Source organism: Rhodococcus sp. NPDC003322, assembly GCF_053589555.1.
The window spans coordinates 102,680-123,323 of sequence record NZ_JBSFSC010000006.1 but is presented as its reverse complement, the minus strand read 5'-3'; the positions used below and the strand labels follow the sequence as shown (position 1 = coordinate 123,323).

Annotated in this window: 22 protein-coding genes; 7 read left to right on the top strand and 15 right to left on the bottom strand. The window is 69.1% G+C overall.

Features of this window, described 5'->3' with window-relative positions; genetic code table 11:
• Positions 1-17: 17 nt before the first annotated feature.
• Positions 18-611, bottom strand: coding sequence for a type IV toxin-antitoxin system AbiEi family antitoxin domain-containing protein (locus ACWDUM_RS23100; protein WP_450135777.1), 594 nt, complete (start codon positions 609-611; stop codon positions 18-20).
• A gap of 123 nt (positions 612-734) precedes the next feature.
• Between ACWDUM_RS23100 and ACWDUM_RS23095 the strand changes: the two genes are divergently transcribed.
• Positions 735-1,505: an LmeA family phospholipid-binding protein gene (locus ACWDUM_RS23095; protein ID WP_450116608.1), complete on the top strand. Its 771-nt coding sequence runs from the start codon at positions 735-737 to the stop codon at positions 1,503-1,505.
• A gap of 79 nt (positions 1,506-1,584) precedes the next feature.
• Here the strand turns inward: ACWDUM_RS23095 and deoC are convergent, their stop codons facing one another.
• Positions 1,585-2,265 carry a deoxyribose-phosphate aldolase gene (deoC, locus tag ACWDUM_RS23090; protein ID WP_450135776.1) on the bottom strand — a complete coding sequence of 227 codons (681 nt, stop codon included), beginning with the start codon at positions 2,263-2,265 and terminating at the stop codon, positions 1,585-1,587.
• A 99-nt stretch (positions 2,266-2,364) separates the two neighbouring features.
• Between deoC and ACWDUM_RS23085 the strand changes: the two genes are divergently transcribed.
• The 3 genes from ACWDUM_RS23085 to purU all read left to right on the top strand — a co-directional run bounded on the left by ACWDUM_RS23085 (position 2,365) and on the right by purU (position 4,732).
• Positions 2,365-2,889, top strand: a complete 525-nt coding sequence (locus ACWDUM_RS23085) for a GNAT family N-acetyltransferase (RefSeq protein WP_450135775.1) — start codon at positions 2,365-2,367, stop codon at positions 2,887-2,889.
• 69 nt (positions 2,890-2,958) lie between these two features.
• The gene (locus ACWDUM_RS23080; protein WP_450135774.1) at positions 2,959-3,777 is read left to right on the top strand and encodes a class I SAM-dependent methyltransferase; all 819 of its coding nucleotides are present in this window, start codon (positions 2,959-2,961) and stop codon (positions 3,775-3,777) included.
• Positions 3,778-3,844: 67 nt separating this feature from the next.
• Positions 3,845-4,732 carry a formyltetrahydrofolate deformylase gene (gene purU, locus ACWDUM_RS23075; RefSeq protein WP_450116604.1) on the top strand — a complete coding sequence of 296 codons (888 nt, stop codon included), beginning with the start codon at positions 3,845-3,847 and terminating at the stop codon, positions 4,730-4,732.
• A gap of 42 nt (positions 4,733-4,774) precedes the next feature.
• Here purU and ACWDUM_RS23070 read toward each other — a convergent pair whose 3' ends face one another.
• From ACWDUM_RS23070 to ACWDUM_RS23045, 6 genes are all read right to left on the bottom strand, one after another.
• Entirely contained in the window at positions 4,775-5,821 is a 1,047-nt protein-coding gene (locus ACWDUM_RS23070; RefSeq protein ID WP_450135773.1) for an alpha/beta fold hydrolase, read from the bottom strand.
• Between the two features lie 38 nt (positions 5,822-5,859).
• Positions 5,860-6,777: an AurF N-oxygenase family protein gene (locus tag ACWDUM_RS23065; RefSeq protein ID WP_450135772.1), complete on the bottom strand. Its 918-nt coding sequence runs from the start codon at positions 6,775-6,777 to the stop codon at positions 5,860-5,862.
• A gap of 144 nt (positions 6,778-6,921) precedes the next feature.
• Entirely contained in the window at positions 6,922-7,215 is a 294-nt protein-coding gene (locus tag ACWDUM_RS23060; RefSeq protein ID WP_450116601.1) for a DUF2516 family protein, read from the bottom strand.
• Positions 7,216-7,289: 74 nt separating this feature from the next.
• Positions 7,290-8,117 (bottom strand): heparin-binding hemagglutinin, encoded by an 828-nt coding sequence (locus ACWDUM_RS23055; RefSeq protein WP_450135771.1) that lies wholly within the window; start codon positions 8,115-8,117, stop codon positions 7,290-7,292.
• Positions 8,110-8,547, bottom strand: coding sequence for a helix-turn-helix domain-containing protein (locus ACWDUM_RS23050; RefSeq protein ID WP_450117048.1), 438 nt, complete (start codon positions 8,545-8,547; stop codon positions 8,110-8,112). The genes ACWDUM_RS23055 and ACWDUM_RS23050 overlap by 8 nt, the downstream gene beginning before the upstream one ends.
• 86 nt (positions 8,548-8,633) lie before the next feature.
• Positions 8,634-9,896 carry a DUF445 domain-containing protein gene (locus ACWDUM_RS23045; protein ID WP_450117050.1) on the bottom strand — a complete coding sequence of 421 codons (1,263 nt, stop codon included), beginning with the start codon at positions 9,894-9,896 and terminating at the stop codon, positions 8,634-8,636.
• A 113-nt stretch (positions 9,897-10,009) separates the two neighbouring features.
• On the opposite strand from ACWDUM_RS23045, the gene ACWDUM_RS23040 reads away from it, so the two are divergent.
• A complete protein-coding gene (locus tag ACWDUM_RS23040) occupies positions 10,010-10,753 on the top strand; it encodes a TetR/AcrR family transcriptional regulator (protein WP_450117047.1) in 744 nt (247 codons plus the stop codon).
• 40 nt (positions 10,754-10,793) lie between these two features.
• Complete coding sequence (locus tag ACWDUM_RS23035) at positions 10,794-11,651, top strand: polyphosphate kinase 2 family protein (protein WP_450135770.1); 858 nt, start codon at positions 10,794-10,796, stop codon at positions 11,649-11,651.
• A gap of 17 nt (positions 11,652-11,668) precedes the next feature.
• On the opposite strand, the gene ACWDUM_RS23030 is transcribed toward ACWDUM_RS23035, so the two are convergent.
• From ACWDUM_RS23030 to ACWDUM_RS23015, 4 genes are all read right to left on the bottom strand, one after another.
• Positions 11,669-11,890 carry a hypothetical protein gene (locus tag ACWDUM_RS23030; protein WP_450117045.1) on the bottom strand — a complete coding sequence of 74 codons (222 nt, stop codon included), beginning with the start codon at positions 11,888-11,890 and terminating at the stop codon, positions 11,669-11,671.
• 73 nt (positions 11,891-11,963) lie between these two features.
• Positions 11,964-12,218, bottom strand: a complete 255-nt coding sequence (locus ACWDUM_RS23025; RefSeq protein ID WP_450117044.1) for a hypothetical protein — start codon at positions 12,216-12,218, stop codon at positions 11,964-11,966.
• A gap of 98 nt (positions 12,219-12,316) precedes the next feature.
• Entirely contained in the window at positions 12,317-12,883 is a 567-nt protein-coding gene (locus ACWDUM_RS23020; protein ID WP_450117043.1) for a type 1 glutamine amidotransferase domain-containing protein, read from the bottom strand.
• Between the two features lie 128 nt (positions 12,884-13,011).
• A complete protein-coding gene (locus ACWDUM_RS23015; RefSeq protein WP_450135769.1) occupies positions 13,012-14,052 on the bottom strand; it encodes an NAD(P)-dependent alcohol dehydrogenase in 1,041 nt (346 codons plus the stop codon).
• 159 nt (positions 14,053-14,211) lie between these two features.
• Here ACWDUM_RS23015 and ACWDUM_RS23010 point away from each other — a divergent pair, with 159 nt between their 5' ends.
• Positions 14,212-15,690 (top strand): endoglycoceramidase I, encoded by a 1,479-nt coding sequence (locus ACWDUM_RS23010; RefSeq protein WP_450135768.1) that lies wholly within the window; start codon positions 14,212-14,214, stop codon positions 15,688-15,690.
• Between the two features lie 150 nt (positions 15,691-15,840).
• Here ACWDUM_RS23010 and metE read toward each other — a convergent pair whose 3' ends face one another.
• The 3 genes from metE to aceA form a co-directional block, all read right to left on the bottom strand.
• Positions 15,841-18,126, bottom strand: coding sequence for a 5-methyltetrahydropteroyltriglutamate--homocysteine S-methyltransferase (metE, locus tag ACWDUM_RS23005; protein ID WP_450135767.1), 2,286 nt, complete (start codon positions 18,124-18,126; stop codon positions 15,841-15,843).
• A 111-nt stretch (positions 18,127-18,237) separates the two neighbouring features.
• Positions 18,238-19,134, bottom strand: coding sequence for a 3-hydroxybutyryl-CoA dehydrogenase (locus ACWDUM_RS23000; protein WP_450117039.1), 897 nt, complete (start codon positions 19,132-19,134; stop codon positions 18,238-18,240).
• A 202-nt stretch (positions 19,135-19,336) separates the two neighbouring features.
• The gene (gene aceA / locus ACWDUM_RS22995) at positions 19,337-20,626 is read right to left on the bottom strand and encodes an isocitrate lyase (protein WP_450117038.1); all 1,290 of its coding nucleotides are present in this window, start codon (positions 20,624-20,626) and stop codon (positions 19,337-19,339) included.
• Between the last annotated feature and the right edge of the window lie 18 nt (positions 20,627-20,644).

Genomic DNA, 20,644 nt, shown 5'->3' with positions numbered 1-20,644 from the left:
GGCTCACAGCGAACCGCTCACGCCCACGTCGACAGCGCCCGCCGCACCCGCTGACGCACCCGCGAGTTACCCGTGTCCGCCCCGGTCTCCAGCTCGCCGCGGTCGAGGCGACCGATCGCGAGCGCGTCGCAGACCACCTCGTCGAGCACCCACTGCGAGACCCCGCCGCCCGCGAGATCGAGCACCGTCCGCAGTGGTGTCGTGATCCGGAACGCGCCGGTGTGTTCGGTGTCGCCCGCGGCGAGGTCGTTGTGGTGCACCGCCACCCGGTCGAGCCGCAAGTGCCCGTCATCCGACGCGGTTACGTGCAGGAAGCTCGGATGCAGGTGACCGAGACCGTGCAGTTCGGCGGCGCTCTGATGGGAGACCACCGCCCCGTCCAGCCGAACGCAGCAGCGCGCCACCTCGTCCAGATCACCCGACCGCCACGGGTTCAGCCGGAACACGCCGGGATCGGGCTGGGTCCACCGCCCGGAGACGACGGCGTCGGCCATGTCGTGCGCCGAAAACCCGCAGGCCCGCGCCTGCGCCGGGGTGAAGTACCCGTCCTGCACTGCCGCCCGCGCACGCAGGGCGCTGCCACGTTCGTCCTGTACCGGGGTCTCGTCCATGCACGCCAGCGTACGGCGCAAATGTGTCTCACGTCACATTCAAGCCTGGCGTGGCGGATTCCACACAATTTCGCCGGGCCGGTTCTCAGAACCGACACAGGAATCTACGGAAGAATCCGTGCAATGGCCTCCACCACGCACGCCCCCGCCGCGAGCACGCGACCCAAGCGCAACCGGGTGCTCACGATCTCCCTCGTCGTGATCGTCGCCCTCGTCGCCGTCCTGATCGGCGGGGAACTGTATGTCCGGCACAACGTCAAACAGTGCATGGCGGACCAGTTCCAGAGCCAGCTCGGCTCCCAGGTCGACGTCGGGCTCAGCGCCAAGCCGGTGCTGCTGCAGGCCGTCGACAAGAAGGTCCCGTACATCACGATCACCAGTGACGACTCGAGCTTCGGCCCGGCGAAGGACATGCACGTGGTCGCCCGCGTCAACGACGTCGACCTGACCACCAGCGACACGTCCGGCGGCACCATCGGCAGCTCGACCGCGGATGTCGACTGGTCCACCGCCGGTATCGCCGCGACCATCCAGGGCGAGGCCTTCGGCACCCTGGTCACCGGTGTCACCTCGGATCAGTCGGCGGGCACACTGCAGTTCCAGGTCCTGGGCAACCTCGCGGAGCTGACCGTCAAGCCGACGGTGTCCGACGGCGTCGTACGGGTGGAGACCATCGGCGCCGAGATCTTCGGCCTCGGCCTGCCGACCGACCTGGTCAGCGGCGTGGTGAACATCCTCACCAGCAGCCTTCAGACCTTCCCGCTCGGCATGACCGCGCAGTCGATCACCGTCACCGACAGCGGTCTGCAGCTGTCGCTGGCCGGTGGCGCGTACACGATGCCGGCCCCGCAGCCCGGCGCCCAGGCCCCGGACAGCTGCTCTGTCCTGATGTGACGGCCGGCTGCTCTGTCCTGATGTGACGGCCGGCTGCTCTGTCCTGATGTGACGGCCGGACGCTCTGTCCCGATGTGAGTCAGTCGGGGAACCCGTCGAGCACAGCGCGGGTTCCCGACAGCCCGAGCCGGGTGGCACCGGCCTCGATCATCGCGCGCGCGGCGTCCGCGGTCCGGATACCGCCGCTGGCCTTGACACCGAGGCGGCCGCCGACGGTCCGCGCCATCAACCGCACCGCGTCGACGGTGGCGCCGCCGGCCGGGTGGAAGCCGGTGGACGTCTTGACGAAGTTCGCGCCGGCCCGCTCGGCGGCCAGGCAGCACTCCACGATCGCGTCGTCGGACAGGGCCGCGGTCTCGAGGATCACCTTGAGCACCGCCCCGTCCGCGATGCCCTCGCGGACGGTGAGGATGTCGGCGAGGACCGCGTTGTAGTCGCCGGCGACGGCGGCGCCGACGTCGATGACCATGTCCACCTCGTCGGCACCCTGCTGGACCGCCAGCCGTGCCTCGGAGCCCTTGATCAGCGAGTGGTGCTTGCCGGACGGAAATCCCGCGACCACCGCGACCTTCAGCCCGTCCGCACGTAGCGGCAGCATCGACGGCGAGACACAGACCGAGTACACCCCGAGCTCGTGGGCCTCGGCCACCAGCGCGGCGACATCCGAGGCGGTCGCCTCCGGCTTGAGCAGGGTGTGGTCGACCATCGCGGCGACGCTCGCTCGCGTGAGGTCTCCGGCACGGGTGGGGTTCTCGGACATGGGACGAGCTTCGCACAACCCTGCGGGCAGATCGCCGCGGGCGGACGTTCGCCGATATCCGGTTGCAGCCGACACCTGGGCGCATCGACACTGGCGGTCATGCTGATCCGCCGCGAACGCACCACCGACATCGACGCCATCGCCGCCGTCCACCGCTCCGCGTTCGCACACGAGACCCCGCCGGGCGCAGACGAACCCGCAGAGGTCGCCTTGGTCGCTGCGCTGCGGGCGTCGGACGCGTGGCTGCCCGCCCTTTCGATGGTGGCCGAGGACGCGGCGGGCAGAGTGGTCGGGCACGTGTGCCTGACCCGGGGCACGGTGTCCGGGCGCCCGGCCCTCGCGCTCGGCCCGATCGGAGTCCGCGCCGACGTGCAGCGCTCCGGCGTCGGGTCCGCGCTGATGCACGCGAGCCTCGGCGCCGCGGACGCGCTCGGCGAGCCCCTCGTCGCACTGCTCGGGCACCTCGACTACTACCCCCGCTTCGGCTTCGTGCCCGCGGCGTCGCTGTCGGTCGACCCCGGAGTCCCGGAGTGGGTGAGCCACTTCCAGGTGCGTCCCCTCGACGCGTGGTCGCCCGAGTACGCGGGCGAATTCCGTTATCCGCAGCCGTTCTACGGCCTCTGACGGGTTCTGCGCGAAACGTTCCGCGCACTCCGGTTCTGTGCACGCGCCACAGGGACTACCGTGGCTGGCATGGGCGCCGAGGAGATCGCCGCCGTGTTCGACGCGGGCGCGCGCGAGTTCACCAGGCTGACACCGACCGTGTGGGGGCCAGCGGGCGCCGCGTTGGCCTTCCAGTTGCGGCTGCGTCCGGGCGAGGCGGTCCTCGACGTGTGCTGCGGGGCCGGGGCGTCCGCGTTGCCCGCCGCCGCGGCGGTCGGGCCCACCGGGCTCGTGCACGCCGTCGACCTCTCCGACGACCTCCTCGAGGAGGGCCGGCTCGTCGCGTCCGACCGGGCCCTGCACAACATCGACTTCGTCCGCGCGGACGCCACGACGTGGGAGCCGCCGAGCAGCGTCCCCCGCGGCGGATACGACGCCCTCGCCTGCTCCTACGGGGTGTTCTTCCTGCCGCACCCCAACGTGGCCGTCGCCCGGCTGGTCCGGCTCCTTCGCCCGGTCTCCAAGGTCGGAGTGACGGTGTGGCGGCGCGGCGCGCTCGAGCAGTTCCTCGGCACCTACTTCGACGCGCTCGCGCGCCACGTACCCGGCGCGCGCCCGAGCCGACCGGCCGCCCTGTCGTTACTCGACACCCCCGACGCGTTGCGATCGTGGCTGACCGGCTTCGGTGCGGCCTCCGTCGAGGTGAACGAACTGTCGAACCTGCTGCCCGCGACGCCGGAACTCTCGTGGGACCTGATCCTCGGCGGCGCGGTGCGATCGACGCTGCAGCCGCTGGACGCCGACACCGTCGAGGCCGTGCGGCGCGAGTTCCTGTCGTTGCTGACCGAGCGGGACATCGAAACCGTCGACGCCGGAACCCTCGTCGCGACCGCGGTCGTGGTGCGATGAGCCCGACGGGTGGACACTTCGCCCGGTTGCGGTTCGGGCCGCTCGGGCACCTGCGAGACTTGTCCGCATGAGTAGGCCCTCCGAAACCGACGACCGCCGTTACGTGCTCACCCTCGGCACCCCCGACCGGACGGGAATCGTCGCCCGCATCTCCACGTTCCTCGCCGACGTCGGGGGTTCGATCCTCGAAGCCGCGTACCACGCCGACCCCGACTCGGGTTGGTTCTTCACCCGTCAGGCCGTGCGTGCATCATCGATCGCGCTCGGCCTCGACGAGCTGCGCGAGAAGTTCGCGGGCGTCGCCGCCGAACTGGGCCCGGACACCGAGTGGACCCTGCACGACACCGGTCAGCGCAAGCGCATCGTCCTGCTGGTCAGCAAGGAGGGGCACTGCCTGCACGACCTGCTCGGCCGGGCCGCAGGCGGTGAGCTGCCCGCCGACATCGCCGCAGTGATCGGCAACCATCCCGACCTCGAGGAGGTCACCCGCAGGCACGGCATCGACTTCCACTACGTCTCGTTCCCGAAGGAGCCCGCCGAGCGTGGGCCCGCGTTCGAGCAGGTGCGCAAGCTCGTCGACGTCCACGATCCCGACGCCGTCGTGCTGGCGCGGTTCATGCAGGTGCTCCCCGCCGAGCTGTGCGAGCACTGGGCCGGCCGGGCGATCAACATCCACCACAGCTTCCTGCCGTCGTTCGTGGGCGCCCGTCCGTACCACCAGGCATTCGCGCGCGGCGTGAAGCTGATCGGCGCGACCTGCCACTACGTCACCGCCGACCTCGACGCCGGACCGATCATCGAGCAGGACGTGATCCGGGTGGATCACTCCGACGAGGTCCGCGACATGGTCCGGCAGGGCCGCGACATCGAGAAGCTGGTCCTCGCCCGCGGCCTGCGCTGGCACCTCGAGGACCGCGTCCTCGTCCACGGTCGCCGCACCGTCGTCTTCAGCTAGCTGCGGTTCGCCGCGCGCCTGTGAGTGAACTCGATCCTTCACTCACAGGCGGCGCAGCCGCCTGATCTCCGCGTTGACCACGTCCGCGGCCTCGACGGTGGACATGTGCCCGATGCCGGGCAGCCGGATCAGCCGCGCCAGGTGGTCGTCGGCGTCGAGGCGCTCGCTCATCCGGACCGCATGGACCTGCGGGGTGAGGCGGTCGGCGGTGCCGACCAGGACGGTCGTCGGCACCGTGAGATGGTCGAGGGCGTCGCCGATGTCGAGGGTGCTCAGCGCCCGGCCCCACCCGCCTCGGGTGGCGGGCGCGCAGTCCCGGACGATGCGCGCACAGAAGTCGACCTCCTGGCGGGTGGATCCCGGCGCCATCGCGACGTACTGAATTCCCCTGCGCGTCAACGGCGTCGAGATCAACGGGGCCGTGGACCCGAGGATCGCCCGCCCCACCGGCAGCGGCACCGCGGGCGCCCGCTTCGGCAGCGGGAGGACGGTCGTCTCGGCGATCAACCGATCGACCCCGGTACTGGCCAGCATCACCGCGCTCGCCAGTTCGGCCACCCGCTCCGGATAGCGCAACGCCCACGACATGATCGACATGCCGCCCATGCTGTGCCCGACCACCACGGCCTTGCGCCCGTCCCGGACGGTCGCGGCCAGCACGGCGTCGAGGTCGTCGCCGAGCAGGTCGGGAGTGAGCGGACTCGCACCGCGCCCGGTCCGACCGTGCCCACGCTGGTCGTAGACGACGACGCGGTACTCGTCTGCGAGCGCGTTGATCTGCGGGTACCAGTACTCGGTCGAGCAGGTCCAGCCGTGCGCGAGCACGATCGGCGGGGCGGCGGGGTCCCCGTATGCGAGCACGTGGATCGGGTGTCCGTCCGCCGAGACCACCGGCACCGTCTCGGGATGCAGGATCGGGTCGGCGAGCGCGGGGTTCGAAACGCCGGGCGGACGCGACGTGGTGGCCCGTCGCGAGCGGGCCACGGCACCGGCCCCCGCCACCGCGGCCACCGCGGCCGCTCCGACCAACACCCGACGCGCCGTAGCGCCAGACCGAACCGACACGGATACTCCTCCAGAACTGGGCATGACCGAACAATCTTCTACGACACCGCCGGTCGCGGAACTCACATGATGTGGGCGCGACGGAGCAGCGCGGTCGACGGGCCGCCGATCAACCCGATGCCGTCGAGGAACTCGATCGTCTTCGCGCTGCCCGTGCGGATCTTGTCGTGGTAGTGCGTGTTCGCCTTGGCCGCGGCCCGCGCCTGCTTCGGATCGAGTCCGGCGGCCTCGTACACCTTGGGGTTCACCAGGCTGGTGACCACGAAGTAGGCGGTGACGCCGAGCGCGAGGCGGATCCGGGCGCGGGTGAATCGGGAGACGTTCGCGACGCGGCGGACGGCCTCCTCGCGCGCGAACCTGATGTGCCGAGCCTCCTCGAGGACGTGAATCCTGCTCACCGTCCGGGTGATCGGCTGCACGCGCTCGTCCTTCATGAAGTCACGCTGCATCATGTCGAGGATCTCCTCGGCGAACAGGGTGCCGCCGTAGGCGAGCGACCCGGTCGCGGTGGCCTTGAACAGGCGGGCGGACTGCCGGATCCACGGTCGCGGTTGGTAGGACGGGATACCGAAGCGGGTCGCCGACTTCGCGAACATCGTCGAGTGCCGGCATTCGTCGGCGATCTCCGTGAGCGCGAACTGGAAGTGCGGCGTCGCCGGGTCGTGCGTGTAGACGTCGCGGAGCAGCATCTGCATCAGGATCATCTCGAACCAGATGCCGGTGCCGGAGATGCTGGCGGCCTCGTGCTTGGTGAGCGTGATCCTCTGCTGCTCGGTCATCGAGTCCCACAGGTCGGTGCCGTACAGGCTGCACCACTCGGGGGTCATGCCGTACAGGTCCTCGGGAACCGGCGCTTCCCAGTCGACCTCGACGAGCGGGTCGTAGGACTTGCGCGCCGCGGACGCGAGCAGCCGGGACGCGGTCTCCTGGCGGTTCCCCACCCGGGTCGTGCGGGACGGGCGTTCGTGGACGATCGACATGGCGACGCTCCTCGTCGAGTGCCTGCGGTCGGTTCAGGTGCCGGTAGTCGGCGCACACCAGGCACACCGACGATCACCACAACCATGCGTCGCCGAGATACCCGTTGTCAACGGGTATCTGTGACTTAAATTCTCACGCAGTTTTCACCAGCGGGGACCGCGCTGGATCTCGTCCACCCGCGGCCGCACGTCGACCAGGTACACGCAGATCGCGACCACCGCGACCAGGCCGAACAGCGACACCACGCCGAACAGGAACACCACCAGCATCGCGACCGCGAGGATGCCGACCCAGATCGGCTTGCTGAGCTTGTCCACCGCGGTGAACGCGTCGGTGCGCTGGCGTATGGCGTGGAACAGCGCAAAGGCGCCGGCGCCCAGCGCGAGCAGTCGCAGCGCAATCATGATCAGCGTGGTCAGGTTGTAGGCCGTGGTCACGGTTCCATCCTATCGGCGCCGGCCCCCACGCAGCGCGCTGCGTGGGGGCCGATCCGCTCGGGTGTGGTCGAGGACTAGGCGCCGGTCGACTTCGGGGCAGCCTTCTTGGCGGGTGCCTTCGCCGGGCTCGCCTTGGCGGCGGTCGGCTTCGCGGGCGCCTTCTTCGCGGGCGCCTTCGCCGGGCTCGCCTTGGCCGCGGTCGGCTTCGCGGGCGCAGGCTTCGCGGCCGTCTTGGGTCCTGCGGCCGCCACCTTGTCGGCAGCCGCCTCGGTGGTCGCCTCGGCCTTCTCACCCGCACCGACGAACCGGCTGGCAACCTGCTCCCCGGCGTCGGCGACCGCGTCGGAGACCTCGTCGGCGACGTCGCTGATCCGCTCGGCCGCACGGCCCGCGAGCTTGGCGGCCTGCTCGCCGACGGCCCGCGTCTGCCGGGCCACGGTCCCGAGCGCCTCCTCGGTCAGCGTCGCGGCGTCCTCGAGCACCGACTCGGCACGCTCGAGGCCCTCCTCGACGGCGGGCTGCTTGCGCAGGCGCTCCACCGTCTCCTCACCACGCTCGGCGAGGGACGTGTAGATGTCCGAGGCCACCTTCAGGTACGCCTCGGCGACCTTGCGCAGTTCCTCCGGGGTGAACTTCTCGCGCAGCTCGGCGAGCTCCTCGGGCAGCTCGGAGGGCAGGCCGGCGAGCCGCTCACGCAGCGACTCGACCCCCTCGGTCAGATCGCCTGCGAACTTGTCGAACCGCTCGCGCGCCGCGTCGACGGTGAGGTCGTCGCCGGCGGTGGCGGCCCGCTCGCGGACCTGGGCGACGACGTCGGCAACCGCCTGGACGACGACGTCGCCGGCACCGACCGCGGCGTAGAGCGGGGTTATCACGTTGTCGAGACCCTTGAGATCAGTCATCTTCGTTCTCCTGTTCATCGGGCTGGGATTCGGTTCGCGGCGTGTTCTCACGCCGGAACGACTCGTAGATTTCGAGGAGCACCTGCTTCTGACGCTCCGTGATGGAGACGTCGGACAGCAGCGCCTCCCGTACCGGACTGGCTGGGCGTTGCTCGAGTAGTCCAGCCCGCATGTACAGCACCTCCGCGGACATCCGGAGGCCCTTCGCGATCTGGCCGAGGACCTCACCGGACGGCTTGCGCAGCCCGCGCTCGATCTGGCTCAGATACGGATTGCTGACTCCCGCCAACTGCGACAGCTGGCGCAGCGAGACCTGCGCTGCTTCACGTTGCGACCTGATGAAGCTGCCGATGTCCTGTGCCGCGGAGCTGACCACCCGGGCCGCAACGTCGCCGGCACTGTCGCCGGCCGACCGGGTTTCGTCGGTCATGTTCCGCTCCCTGTCCCTGTGTGCGTCATCCACGGTACGGGAGGGTGCTAACTCCTGCAAGCACTCGTGCTAGCAGGTGTTCACGATCACGTGAAGAGCAGCTGCGACACCGCGTAGATCGCCAGACCCGCGAGGGCGCCGACCACCGTGCCGTTGATCCGGATGAACTGCAGGTCCCGGCCGACCTGCAGTTCGATCTTGCGGCTGGCCTCCTCGGCGTCCCACCGGGCGACCGTGTCCGTGATGATCGCGGTGATCTCCTTGGTGTAGTTCGCACTGACGTACCGCGCGGCGGTGTCGAGCCAGCCGTCCACCTTCCCACGCAGTTCCGGCTCGTCCCGGAGTCGCTCCCCCAGCCGGATCACCGTGTCCCTGGTCTTCGCCCGCAGTGCGCTGTTCGGGTCGTCGGCGGACTCGAGGATCATCCGCTTGGCCACCTTCCACGCCGCCTCGGCGGCGCCGGTGACCTCCTTGCGGCCCATCAGCTCGGCCTTGACCTTCTCGGCCTTGGCCATGGTCGCGGGATCGTGCTGCAGATCCTGCGCAAAGTCGATCAGGAACCGGTTGACGGCCAGCCGGACCTCGTGGTCCGGATTCGACCGGACCTTCCAGGTGAACTCGACGAGTTCCTTGTGGATCTTCTCGCCAAGCATCAGGTCGACGAACTTCGGCGACCACGACGGGCTGTCCCGGTCGATGATCCGGTCGATCGTCGGCTGACTGGCCAGCGCCCACTGGTGGGCGCGCTCGGCGAGCATGTCCAGTAGCGGCAGTTGCCGGTTCTCGGCGAGCAGCTCGGCGAGCACCTTGCCGATCGGCGGCCCCCACGCCGGTTCGGCGATGCGCCGCACGATGGTGTTGTCGATGATCTGCTGGACGTCCTCGTCGCGGAGCACACCGACGAACCCGCGCAGCAGCGTCGCGGTCTCGGCCGCCACCCGTTCGGCGTGGGCGGGCTCGGCCAGCCAGGTCCCGAGGCGCAGCGGCACCTGCGCGGCATGCACCTTCTGCGACACCACGTCCGGTGCGAGGAAGTTGTCCCCGACGAAGCTGCCGAGACTGGACCCCAGCTGGTCCTTCTTCTTCTTGATGATGGCGGTGTGCGGGATCGGCAGCCCCAGCGGATGCCGGAACAGTGCGGTCACGGCGAACCAGTCGGCGAGCGCGCCGACCATGCCGGCCTCGGAAGCGGCCCGCACGTAGCCGACCCACTCACCCGCACCCCGAGTCTCCTGCCAGCGGCAGAAGAGGTACACCACGGTGGCGAACAGGAGGAACCCCGTCGCGACCGCCTTCATCCGCCGAAGATCGCGCCGCTTGGCGGCGTCGTCGACGCTCAGCAACTGCATCACCTCGCCAATTGTGCCGAAATTCGGCGAGTCACCGGGGAGGACCAGCTCCGCCCGGTGCGTCCGCCGTAAACTGAGCCGAAGATCGATCTGAACGGATGTGGCAAACACCAGTGTCGAAGAAGACAGCGCCCGACCTCGACTCCCCCGTGGTTTCCGACTCCGCACCCGACGCGAAGGCCGAGAAGTCCGACGGCCGCAAGCGCCGGTGGCGCGAGCACAAGATCGCGCGCCGCGAGGAGTTGGTGGACGGCACCCTCTCCGCTATCCGCGCCCGCGGTCGCGAGGTGGGGATGGACGAGATCGCCTCGCAGATCGGGGTCTCCAAGACCGTTCTCTATCGGTACTTCAACGACAAGAACGACCTCACCAGCGCGACCATGACCCGCTGGGTCGAGACGGTCCTCGCGCCGCGCATGTACGCGGCAATCGGTGCCGACATGGACGAGTACGAACTGGTCCGGGTCGCGATCACCGCGTACGTGGAAACCGTCGCCGAGGACACCGAGGTCTACCTCTACGTGATGGCCAACAGCTCCGGGGCCAACCGAGACGTCGTCGCGGAGTCGGAGCGGATGATCGCGGAGGCCCTCGCCGCAGTGCTGGGCCTGAAGCTGCGGCAGATGGAGATGGATTCGGGCGGCGCGGTGCCGTGGGCGTACGGAATCGTCGGTGCTGTCCAGCTGGCCACCCACTGGTGGATCTCGAACCGGTCGATGACCGCGGAGGACCTGATCGACTACCTCGCCATGATGACGTGGGGCGGAGTCACCGGGATCGCCGCCGTGGCCGGGTCGCCCGCGCGCTTCAAGTCCGCTCCGCACCCCCTCCTCCCCGGCGCACCCGAGGCGTTGTAGATCCCCACGGCCGCGGTTCGCACGTGGCAGAGTCACGGCCATGGGCACGAGCGAGGGCTGGCGGACATCCGCGGTGGAGGCGCTGCGCGTCACCGACCGCACCCGGGTCGACGAACTGGACACGAACGGCACCCCCGGATTCGAGGGCGACAAGGCGTTGGGCGAGAAACTCCTCGAGGAACGCGGCGCCGTCCTGTCCGACCTACAGGAAAAGCTGTTCGCCAACGCCCGCACCGGCGACGAGAACCGGTCGGTGCTGCTGATCCTGCAGGGCATGGACACCGCGGGCAAGGGCGGGGTGGTCCGGCACGTGATCGGCCACGTCGACCCGCAGGGCGTCGACCACGCCTCGTTCGGGGTGCCAACCCCGGAGGAGATGCGGCACCACTACCTGTGGCGAATCCGAAAGGCACTGCCCCGCAAGGGACAACTCGGTGTCTTCGACCGCTCGCACTACGAGGACGTGCTCGTCGTGCGGGTGCACGACCTGGTGCCGCCGAACGAATGGGAGTCGCGGTACGACGAGATCAACACGTTCGAGCAGGACCTCGTCGAGTCCGGCACCACGCTGGTGAAGGTCGCGATGTTCGTCTCGCTCGACGAGCAGAAGGCACGACTGACCGAGCGACTGGAGCGGCCGGACAAGTACTGGAAGTACAACCCGGGCGACGTCACCGAACGCGGGTACTGGCCGCAGTATCAGCAGGCCTACCAGGCGATGCTGGACCGCACGTCCACCGATCACGCGCCGTGGCACGTCGTGCCCTGCGACCGAAAGTGGTACAGCCGCCTCGCCGTGACCGAGTTGCTGATCGACGCGCTCGAGCGCCTCGACCTCGACTGGCCGCCCGCCGATTTCGACGTCGCGACCGAGAAGCGGCGACTGGCCGAGGCCTGACCCGCCGGGTACGGATGTCAGGGGAAGTGCGGAACGTCCAGTCCCAGCTTGTGGTCGTGGTGAACCGTCCCACCGACGACGCCGACCGCCGTGACTATCGCAGACAGGAACAGCGCGCCCGCGACGGCGGCCCACCCCGTGTGCCCGCTGCCGGCGGCGACGAGGAACAGGGCCATCCCGACGATGGCCAGCAGCCCGCAGGCGAACCCCACCCAGCCCGCGACGATGTTCAGACTCATCGGACCATTCCTTCCCAGTTGGAGAGCTGGTGAATCCGAGCAGTGAATCCGGGGACGTCCGCCTGAATGCCTGTCACTCCTTGACCGGCCACGCGGTGCCGCCCGGCAACGGGAACCGCGGCGCGTGGCGGCGTTGCCTGTGGTCGTGGTGCACGGTGCCGCCGACCAGGCCGAGCCCGGCCGCGATGGAAACCATGAAGACCACGGCGGCGACCACCGCCCACCCGGTGAATCCCGATGCCGCCGCGACGACGGCCATCGCGAGGCTGATGACGGCGATGAGTCCGAGCGCGTAGCCGACCCATTCGGCGAAAAGATGCAACTTCATCGTTCACTCCTCCTCGTCACGAGGATCGGCTGTTGTGATCGACGCTACGCCCGGCACGCCGAACGCGACAGTGCCCGATCGGATCGGTCCCGCCGGGTTCAGAACCGGCCGATCGCCTCGGGCTGCTGGGTGAACTTGCCGACCAGCGCGTTGCAGAAGCACCCCAGGTCCAGCAGGCCGCGGCTGGTCACCAGATTCCGGTCGACGACGACCTTCTCGTTCACGTGGGTGCCGCCGGCGTTGATGATGTCGGTGCGCAGGCTCGGCCAGCTGGTGAGTGTCCGGCCGACGACGGAACCGGATTCGACCAGCATCCACGGCCCGTGCCCGATCGCGGCAACCGGCTTGCCGACGTGCATGAAGTGCCGCACGAACGCGACCGCGTGGTCGTCGGTGCGCAACCGGTCCGGGCCGAGGGTGCCGCCGGGCAGGATCAGCGCGTCGTAGTCGTCGACGTCGGCGCGACCGACCAGCAAGTCCACCGCGAATCTCTCCCCGAGCATCACGTCGGCCCGGTACGCCTGGATCTCCCCCGGCGCGATCGACAGCAGCTCGGTCCGGCCGCCCACCGCCTCGACCGCCCGCCGTGGCTCGACGAGTTCGTCCTGCTCGACCCCGTCGGCGGCGAGGACCGCCACCCGGTGCCCGTGAAGTTGCGTTCCCATCGCCCCGACCCTCCATGAACTGTGACGTACGTCACCGAGTATGGCCCTCTCCGGGCGATGGGGCCACGCCGCCCGCGAACCCCGCCGGACCGCGAGGGCGCCGCAGCAACTCACGGGCGCCGCGGCGGCTAGAACGTGGCGGCGTCGATGACGAAGCGGTAACGGACGTCGCTGCGCAGGACGCGGTCGTACGCCTCGTTGATCCGGTCGGCCGTGATGAGCTCGATCTCGGCGGCGATGCCGTGCTCGGCGCAGAAGTCGAGCATCTCCTGCGTCTCCCGGATCCCTCCGACGTTGGAGCCAGCCAGGCTGCGACGGTTGCCTGCGAGCGAGAAGGCGCGCACCGAGATCGGCTTCTCCGGCAGCCCCAGCAGGACGAGCGTGCCGTCGAGCGCGAGCATGCCGAGGTAGGCGTCGAGGTCGAGGTTGACCGAGACGGTGTTGAGAATGAGGTCGAACGTGCTGCGCAATTCCTTGAACACCGCGGGATCCGCGGTCGCCCGGTAGTGGTCGGCGCCGAACTTCAGTCCATCCTCCTGCTTGGACAGCGACTGGCTCAGCACAGTTACCTCGGCACCCATCGCGTGCGCGATCTTGACCCCGACATGCCCGAGGCCGCCCATACCCACGATCGCGACCTTCTTGCCAGGGCCGGCATTCCAGTGCCGGAGCGGCGAGAAGAGGGTGATGCCCGCGCACAGCAGCGGCGCGGCGACGTCGAGGGCCAGCCCGTCCGGGATCGACACCACGAACCGCTCGGTGACGACGATGTGAGTCGAGTAGCCACCCTGGGTGACCTGCCCGTCACTGCCGACGGAGTTGTAGGTGGCGGTGACCCGGTTGGCGCAGTACTGCTCCTCGCCCGCCGCGCACGGCGCGCAGGTGCCGCAGGAGTCGACGAAGCAGCCGACGCCGACGCGGTCGCCGACCTGGTGCCGGGTCACCTCGGAGCCGACCTCGGTGACGATGCCGGTGATCTCGTGTCCGGGGACGACCGGGTATCGGGTACCGCCCCACTCATTGCGTGCGGTGTGAATGTCGGAGTGGCAGATGCCCGCGTACTTGATCTCGATCAGGACGTCGAGCGGGCCGAGGTCGCGGCGTTCGATGGTGGTCTTCTCGAGCGGGGAGTCGGCGGCGGTCGCGGCGTAGGCGGAAACAGTGAGCATGCGCATATGTCTATCCCCGTCGCCCGAACCTGTGCAACGGCGGGCGGCTCCCGCGGACAGCCAGTTTCCGGCGTTCCGGACACGGCGGGGCGCGAATCTGGCTAACATCGCGTGAATTTGGACAATTGTCCAACACACTCGATCCGGAGGAGTTCCGCGATGCGCGTGCAGTCACTGGTGGCCATGGTCGCGACCGTCGGGGCGCTGATGGCCGTCCCCGCCGTCGCCGTCGCCGACGAGACCCCGACAGCGGCGGGATCGGTCCGTGTCGACGGCCGACACTTCGTCGACGAGTTCGACCGCACCGTCCTGCTGCACGGGGTGAACACCGTCGACAAGAAGGCCCCGTACCTCTCGGCCGGCGAGGTACTCACTCCCGCGGACGCGGATCTGCTCGCCCGGCACGGATTCAACACCGTCCGGCTCGGGACGTCGTTCGAGGCCCTGATGCCCGAACGCGGGCAGATCGACACCGCATACCTCGACCGGCTGTCCACCGTCGTCGACACCCTCACCTCGCGCGGCATCCAGGTCCTGCTCGACAACCATCAGGACGGACTTTCGAAGATCTGGGGCGGCAACGGCTTTCCCGCCTGGGCCATCGAGGCGCGCCCCGGCGCCAACGAGCCGAATCCCGGGTTCCCGCTCTACAACCTGATGCCGAGCATGAACAGGGGGTGGGACGAGGTGTGGAACAACACCCACGGCGCGCTCGATCACCTCGGCACCGCTCTGGCCGCACTCGCCGCGGAGGTGGACGGCAAGCCCGGCGTCCTCGGCATCGAGTTGATGAACGAACCGTGGCCCGGATCGCCCTTCCTCACGTGCTTCCCGAACGGCTGCCCTGACTTCGACCGCACGTACCAGGCAGCGATGCAGCGGCTCACCGACGCTGTCCGAGTGGTGAGCCCGACGCTGCCGGTGTTCTGGGAACCGAATGTCACCTGGAATCAGCTGATGCCCTCGAACCTCGCGAATCCACCGAAGACGCCGGCGCTCACCGACCCGAACATCGTCTTCGCGCCCCACGACTACTGCATCCCCAGCCAGCTCGCGATCTACCTCGGGTTGCCCGAGGACCTGAGGGCGCTGTGCACCGTCACGCAGGACAACACCTGGCGCAACATCGACGCGATCACCGAGCGTGCCGGCGTCCCGACCGTGGTCACCGAGTTCGGTGACGGTGACCCGACGGTGCTGGGCAACACCCTCCAGCGCGCCGACGAACGCTTCATCGGCTGGCAGTACTGGCACTTCGACGCGGACAGCGGCACGGATCCATTCCTCGGCGAGGTTGGTCGTCAACTGGTCCGCACCTATCCCCGGGCCACTGCGGGCACCCCCGGCTCGCTGGCGTTCAACCCCGACGGTGGCGACTTCCGCTACACCTACACCGCGCGGGTGTCGGCGAAGCCGACCGAGATCTACGTCTCGGACCTGCACTATCCGGACGGCTACGTCGCCACAGCGGACGGCGGGCGGATCACCTCCGCCCCGGGCGCCCGTGTCGTCACGGTCCAGGCCGATCCGGGCGCGCAGGTGACCGTCTCGATCCACGGCACCGGATCCGACGGCACGAACCTCCCGGGCGGACCGGATGGCGCAACCGGGTCCTCCAGCGGCAGCGCCGGCTCCTGATCCGCACGCAGACACGAAAAGGCCCCGAACCGGAATCGGTTCGGGGCCTTTTCATCCCGGACGACGGTGCAGTCCGGGCCCCTCGACGCGTTCCCTCCGCGGCCGCGACCACTCACGGGCCGCGGATGGAACGCACGACTTTCGCCGGGCTCAGCCCTCCGCGGCGGCGCGGCGACGCAACCGGCGAGCGGCGGCGACCAGGTTCCGCAGCGACGGCTCCAGCTGCCAGTAGTGGCGGGTCTTGAGGCCGCCGTCCGGATTCGCCCACAGCCGGTCCAGATCCACCGACTCGGCCGCCTCGGTGAGCAACTCGTCGAGTTCGTCGATGTCGGGGATGCGGGCCGAACGGGACTCGTACACACCGGGTCCCACACCGTGGGTCAGCTTGCGTTCCTTGATCGCGTCGAGCACCCAGCCGATCGAGCGGGTGGCCACGATCGCCGTGACGTCGCAGTCCATGCGTTCGATCGCGTCCACCACCTCGGCGCGGCTGGTGTAGGTCAGGTGCGTGTGGATCTGGGTCTCCGGCTTCGCGCCACCGGTGGCCAGCTTGAACGCATCGACCGCCCAGCCCAGGTACTCGGCGCGACCACCGGCGCGCAGCGGCAGCAGTTCGCGGATCGCGGGCTCGTCGACCTGGATGATCGCGATCCCCGCGGCCTCGAGGTCGGCGACCTCGTCCCGGATCGCCAGCGCCAACTGGTCGGCGGTCTCGTGCAGCGGCTGATCCTGCCGGACGAACGACCGGGCCAGCATCGTCACCGGGCCGGTGAGCATGCCCTTGACCGGACGATCGGTCAGCGACTGCGCGTAGCCGATCCACTCCACCGTCATCGGCCCGCGGCGCCGGACGTCCCCGTACAGGATCGGCGGACGCACGCACCGCGACCCGTATGCCTGCACCCAGCCGTTGTGCGTGAAGGCGAATCCGTCCATCAGCTCGGCGAAGTACTGGATCATGTCGTTGCGCTCGTGCTCACCGTGCACGAGGACGTCGAGGCCGATGTCCTCCTGCAACCGGATGGTGCGCTCGATCTCTTCCTGGATGCGCTTGACGTAGTCCGGGTACTCGACTCGCCCCTCACCCAGGTCGTACCGCACCTTCCGGACCTCGCCGGTCTGGGGGAACGAGCCCAGCGTGGTGGCAGGCACCAGTGGCAGGTTCAGCCGCGCCTGCTGCGCGGCCCGGCGCTCCTCGTACGGCGCACGCACCCGGTGCTCGGGCCTGATGGCGTTGACCCGCGACCGGACCTCGTGCTTCTGCTTGAAGTGCACCGACGTCGGCTTCTTGCGCCACCGCTCGGACGGCCCCTCGGTCAGCGCCTTCGCCAGCGAGACCACTTCGCCGACCTTCTGCTTGGCGAACGCCAACCGGTCCGCGACCGCACCGTCGATGTCCCACTCGGCGAGCACGTCGTAGGGCACGTGCATCAGCGAGCAGGACGTCGAGACCACCAGGTCCGGGATGACGTCCTTGAGCTGCGACAGGTAGGTCAGGGTGACGAAATTGTCTGCGCGCCAGACATTCCGGCCGTTGACCACGCCCGCGTAGAGGCGCTTGCGCTTGAGGCCGGGGATCGCCGCGAGCTCGTCGGCGGACATCCTGCCGTACACCAGGTCCAGGCCGATGGCCTCGATCTGGGTGCCTGCGAGGATCGGCAGCGCCTCCCCGAGGTTGCCGTACGGGCCGGTGACCAGGATCCGCGGCCGGAGCGGCGCGTGTCCGAGCGCCGCGTACGCGCGCTCGAGGGCGGCCAGTTCGGTGGCGGTGCGGTCCTGGGTGAACATCGGCTCGTCGAGCTGGATGCACGTCGCGCCGGCCTTCGCGAGCAGCTCGAACAGCGCCTCGTACTGCGGCAGCAGGGAATCCAGCAGTTCGAGGGTCGAGAAGCCCTCGGCGGCACCGGGTCCCACCTTCGACAGCAGGAGCAGTGACACCGGGCCGAGCACCACCGGGCGCAGCTCGATGCCGCGCTCCTTGGCCCGCTCGAACTCGTCCATCAGCGCCTCGGCATGCAGCGAGAAGACGGTCTTCTCGTCGAGCTCGGGCTGGCGGTAGTAGTAGTTGCTGTCGATGTAGCGCACCATTTCCAGCGGCGGGAAGTCGGGCCGTCCGCGGGCCATGGTGAAGTAGAAGTCCAGCTCGTCGAGCTCGCCCTGCAGTGGCGCGAACCGGGCGGGGACCGCACCGAACAGCAGGGCGTTGTCGAGGACGTGATCGTAGTAGGAGAAGGTGTTTCCGGGGACCTGTGTCAGACCGGTGGCGGCCAGTTCGCTCCAGGTCTGCTCCTGGAGTTCGCGTCCGACCGCGACCAGCTCGGCCTGGGTGCCCTGGCCGTGCCAGTAGGCCTCCAGTGCGCGCTTGAGTTCACGCCGGGGGCCGATCCGGGGGTAGCCCAGGACGCTGGAACCGTAAGTAGCTGCGCTGCTTGACATTCGTGTCGACCCTTCCGTGATGCGATTCGCGCCCGTGCGCGATGTGTACCCCGGGTGGGGTGAGAATCACGCACGGGCGCCGAAGGTGCTGACTGCTGGCTTGCGCTGTGCCTAGCTGGCCTTCTTGGCGACGCGCCCGTTCTCGCCGTATTCGTAGAAGCCGCGGCCGACCTTCTTGCCGACCAGGCCGGCCTCGACCATGCGCAGCAGCAGCGGAGGAGCCGAGTACAGGGGCTCCTTGAACTCCTCGTACATCGAATCTGCGATCGACTTGACGGTGTCGAGACCGACCAGGTCGGTCAACGCCAGCGGTCCCATCGGATGCGCCAGGCCCAGGACGGTGGCCTTGTCGATGTCCTCCTTGGTGGCGAATCCGGACTCGACCATGCGGATGGCGGAGAGCAGATACGGCACCAGCAGTGCGTTGACGACGAAGCCGGAGCGGTCGGCAGAGCGCACGACCTGCTTGCCGAGGATCTCGCTCGCGAACTCTTCGGCCCGCTCGGTGACCGCGGCGCTGGTCTTGAGGGTGGTCACCAGCTCGACGAGCGGGAGCACCGGGACCGGGTTGAAGAAGTGCATGCCGATGACGCGCTCGGGCCGGCTGGTGGTGATGCCGAGCTTCATGATCGGGATGGAGGAGGTGTTGGAGGCGAGAACCGCGTTCGGGTCGGTGACGATCTCGTCGAGCTCGGTGAAGATCGCGCTCTTCACCTTCTCGTCCTCGACGACGGCCTCCACGACGAGCTGCCGGTCGGCGAAGTCACCGAGATCGGAGGTGAAGCGCAGCCGCCATGCGGCCTGCTCCCGCTCACGCTCGGTGATCTTCCCACTGCTCACACCGCGGTCGAGCGAGCGCAGAATGCGCGCGCGTCCGGCGGCCGCGAGCTCGCGGGTCTGCTCGTACACCAGGACGTCGACATGTGCGCGGGCACACACCTCGGCGATTCCGGCGCCCATCTGTCCGGCGCCGATCACGCCGACGCGCTGAATCTTTTCGCTGGTCACGTCAGCTCCTCATCGTGTGGTGGATCGTCATCGTCATGCAGAAGACTGTCGGTGGTCCGGGGGATGTCCAGCCCCGCCGCGGGGCCCGGGCTGTGGGCCCCGCGGCGGGGTGGACGGTGAGTCGGTCAACCGTTGCGATGGCGCCGGGGAAGCGCCGTCGCGGTGACACAGGAGGTTCCCGAGAGAGGGAACCGGTCAGTTCCTAGTGGAACTGGCCCTCCTCGGTGGAGCCCTTGAGGGCAGCCGTGGAGGTGTTCGGGTCAACCGTGGTGGCGATGCTGTCGAAGTAGCCGGCGCCGACCTCACGCTGGTGCTTGATGGCGGTGAAGCCACGCTCCTCGGCGGCCTTGAACTCGCGCTCCTGCAGGTCGACGAAGGCGGTCATGCCCTCGCGGGCGTAGCCGTGCGCCAGGTCGAACATGCCGTAGTTGAGCGAGTGGAAGCCGGCCAGGGTGATGAACTGGAACTTGAAGCCCATCGCGCCGAGCTCCTTCTGGAACTTCGCGATGGTCGCGTCGTCCAGGTGCGCCTTCCAGTTGAAGGACGGGGAGCAGTTGTACGCCAGCAGCTGGTCCGGGAACTCGCTGCGGACGGACTCGGCGAACTTCTTGGCGACCTCGAGGTCCGGGACACCGGTCTCCATCCAGATGAGGTCGGAGTACGGGGCGTAGGCCTTGGCGCGGGCGATGCAGGGCTCGATGCCGTTCTTGACGCCGTAGAAGCCCTCGGCGGTGCGGGTGCCGTCCAGGAACTCCCGGTCACGCTCGTCGACGTCGGAGGTCAGCAGCGTGGCGGCCTCGGCGTCGGTGCGGGCGATGACGACCGTCGGGACGTCGGCGACGTCGGCCGCGAGGCGAGCCGAGGTCAGGGTGCGGATGTGCTGCTGGGTCGGGATGAGCACCTTGCCACCGAGGTGGCCGCACTTCTTCTCCGACGCGAGCTGGTCCTCCCAGTGCGAGCCGGCGACGCCGGCCGCGATCATGGCCTTCTGCAGCTCGTAGACGTTGAGCGCGCCACCGAAGCCGGCCTCGCCGTCCGCGACGATCGGGGCGAGCCAGTTGTCGACCGAGGTGTCACCCTCGACCTTGGCGATCTCGTCGGCGCGCAGCAGCGCGTTGTTGATGCGGCGCACGACCTGCGGCACCGAGTTGGCCGGGTAGAGGCTCTGGTCCGGGTAGGTGTGGCCCGAGAGGTTCGCGTCACCGGCGACCTGCCAGCCGGAGAGGTAGATGGCCTTCAGGCCGGCGCGCACCTGCTGCACGGCCTGGTTGCCGGTGAGGGCGCCGAGGGAGTTGATGTAGTCCTCGTTGTTCACGAGGTCCCACAGGATCTCCGAACCGCGGCGGGCGAGGGTGGCTTCCTCGACGACGGTGCCCTGCAGCTTGACAACCTGCTCGGCGGTGTAGTTGCGGGTGATTCCCTTCCAGCGCGGGTTGGTGTCCCAATCCTTCTGGATCTCGGCTGCGGTCTTCGGGGTGCCGGTGGTCGACATCAAGACTCCACTCTCTCT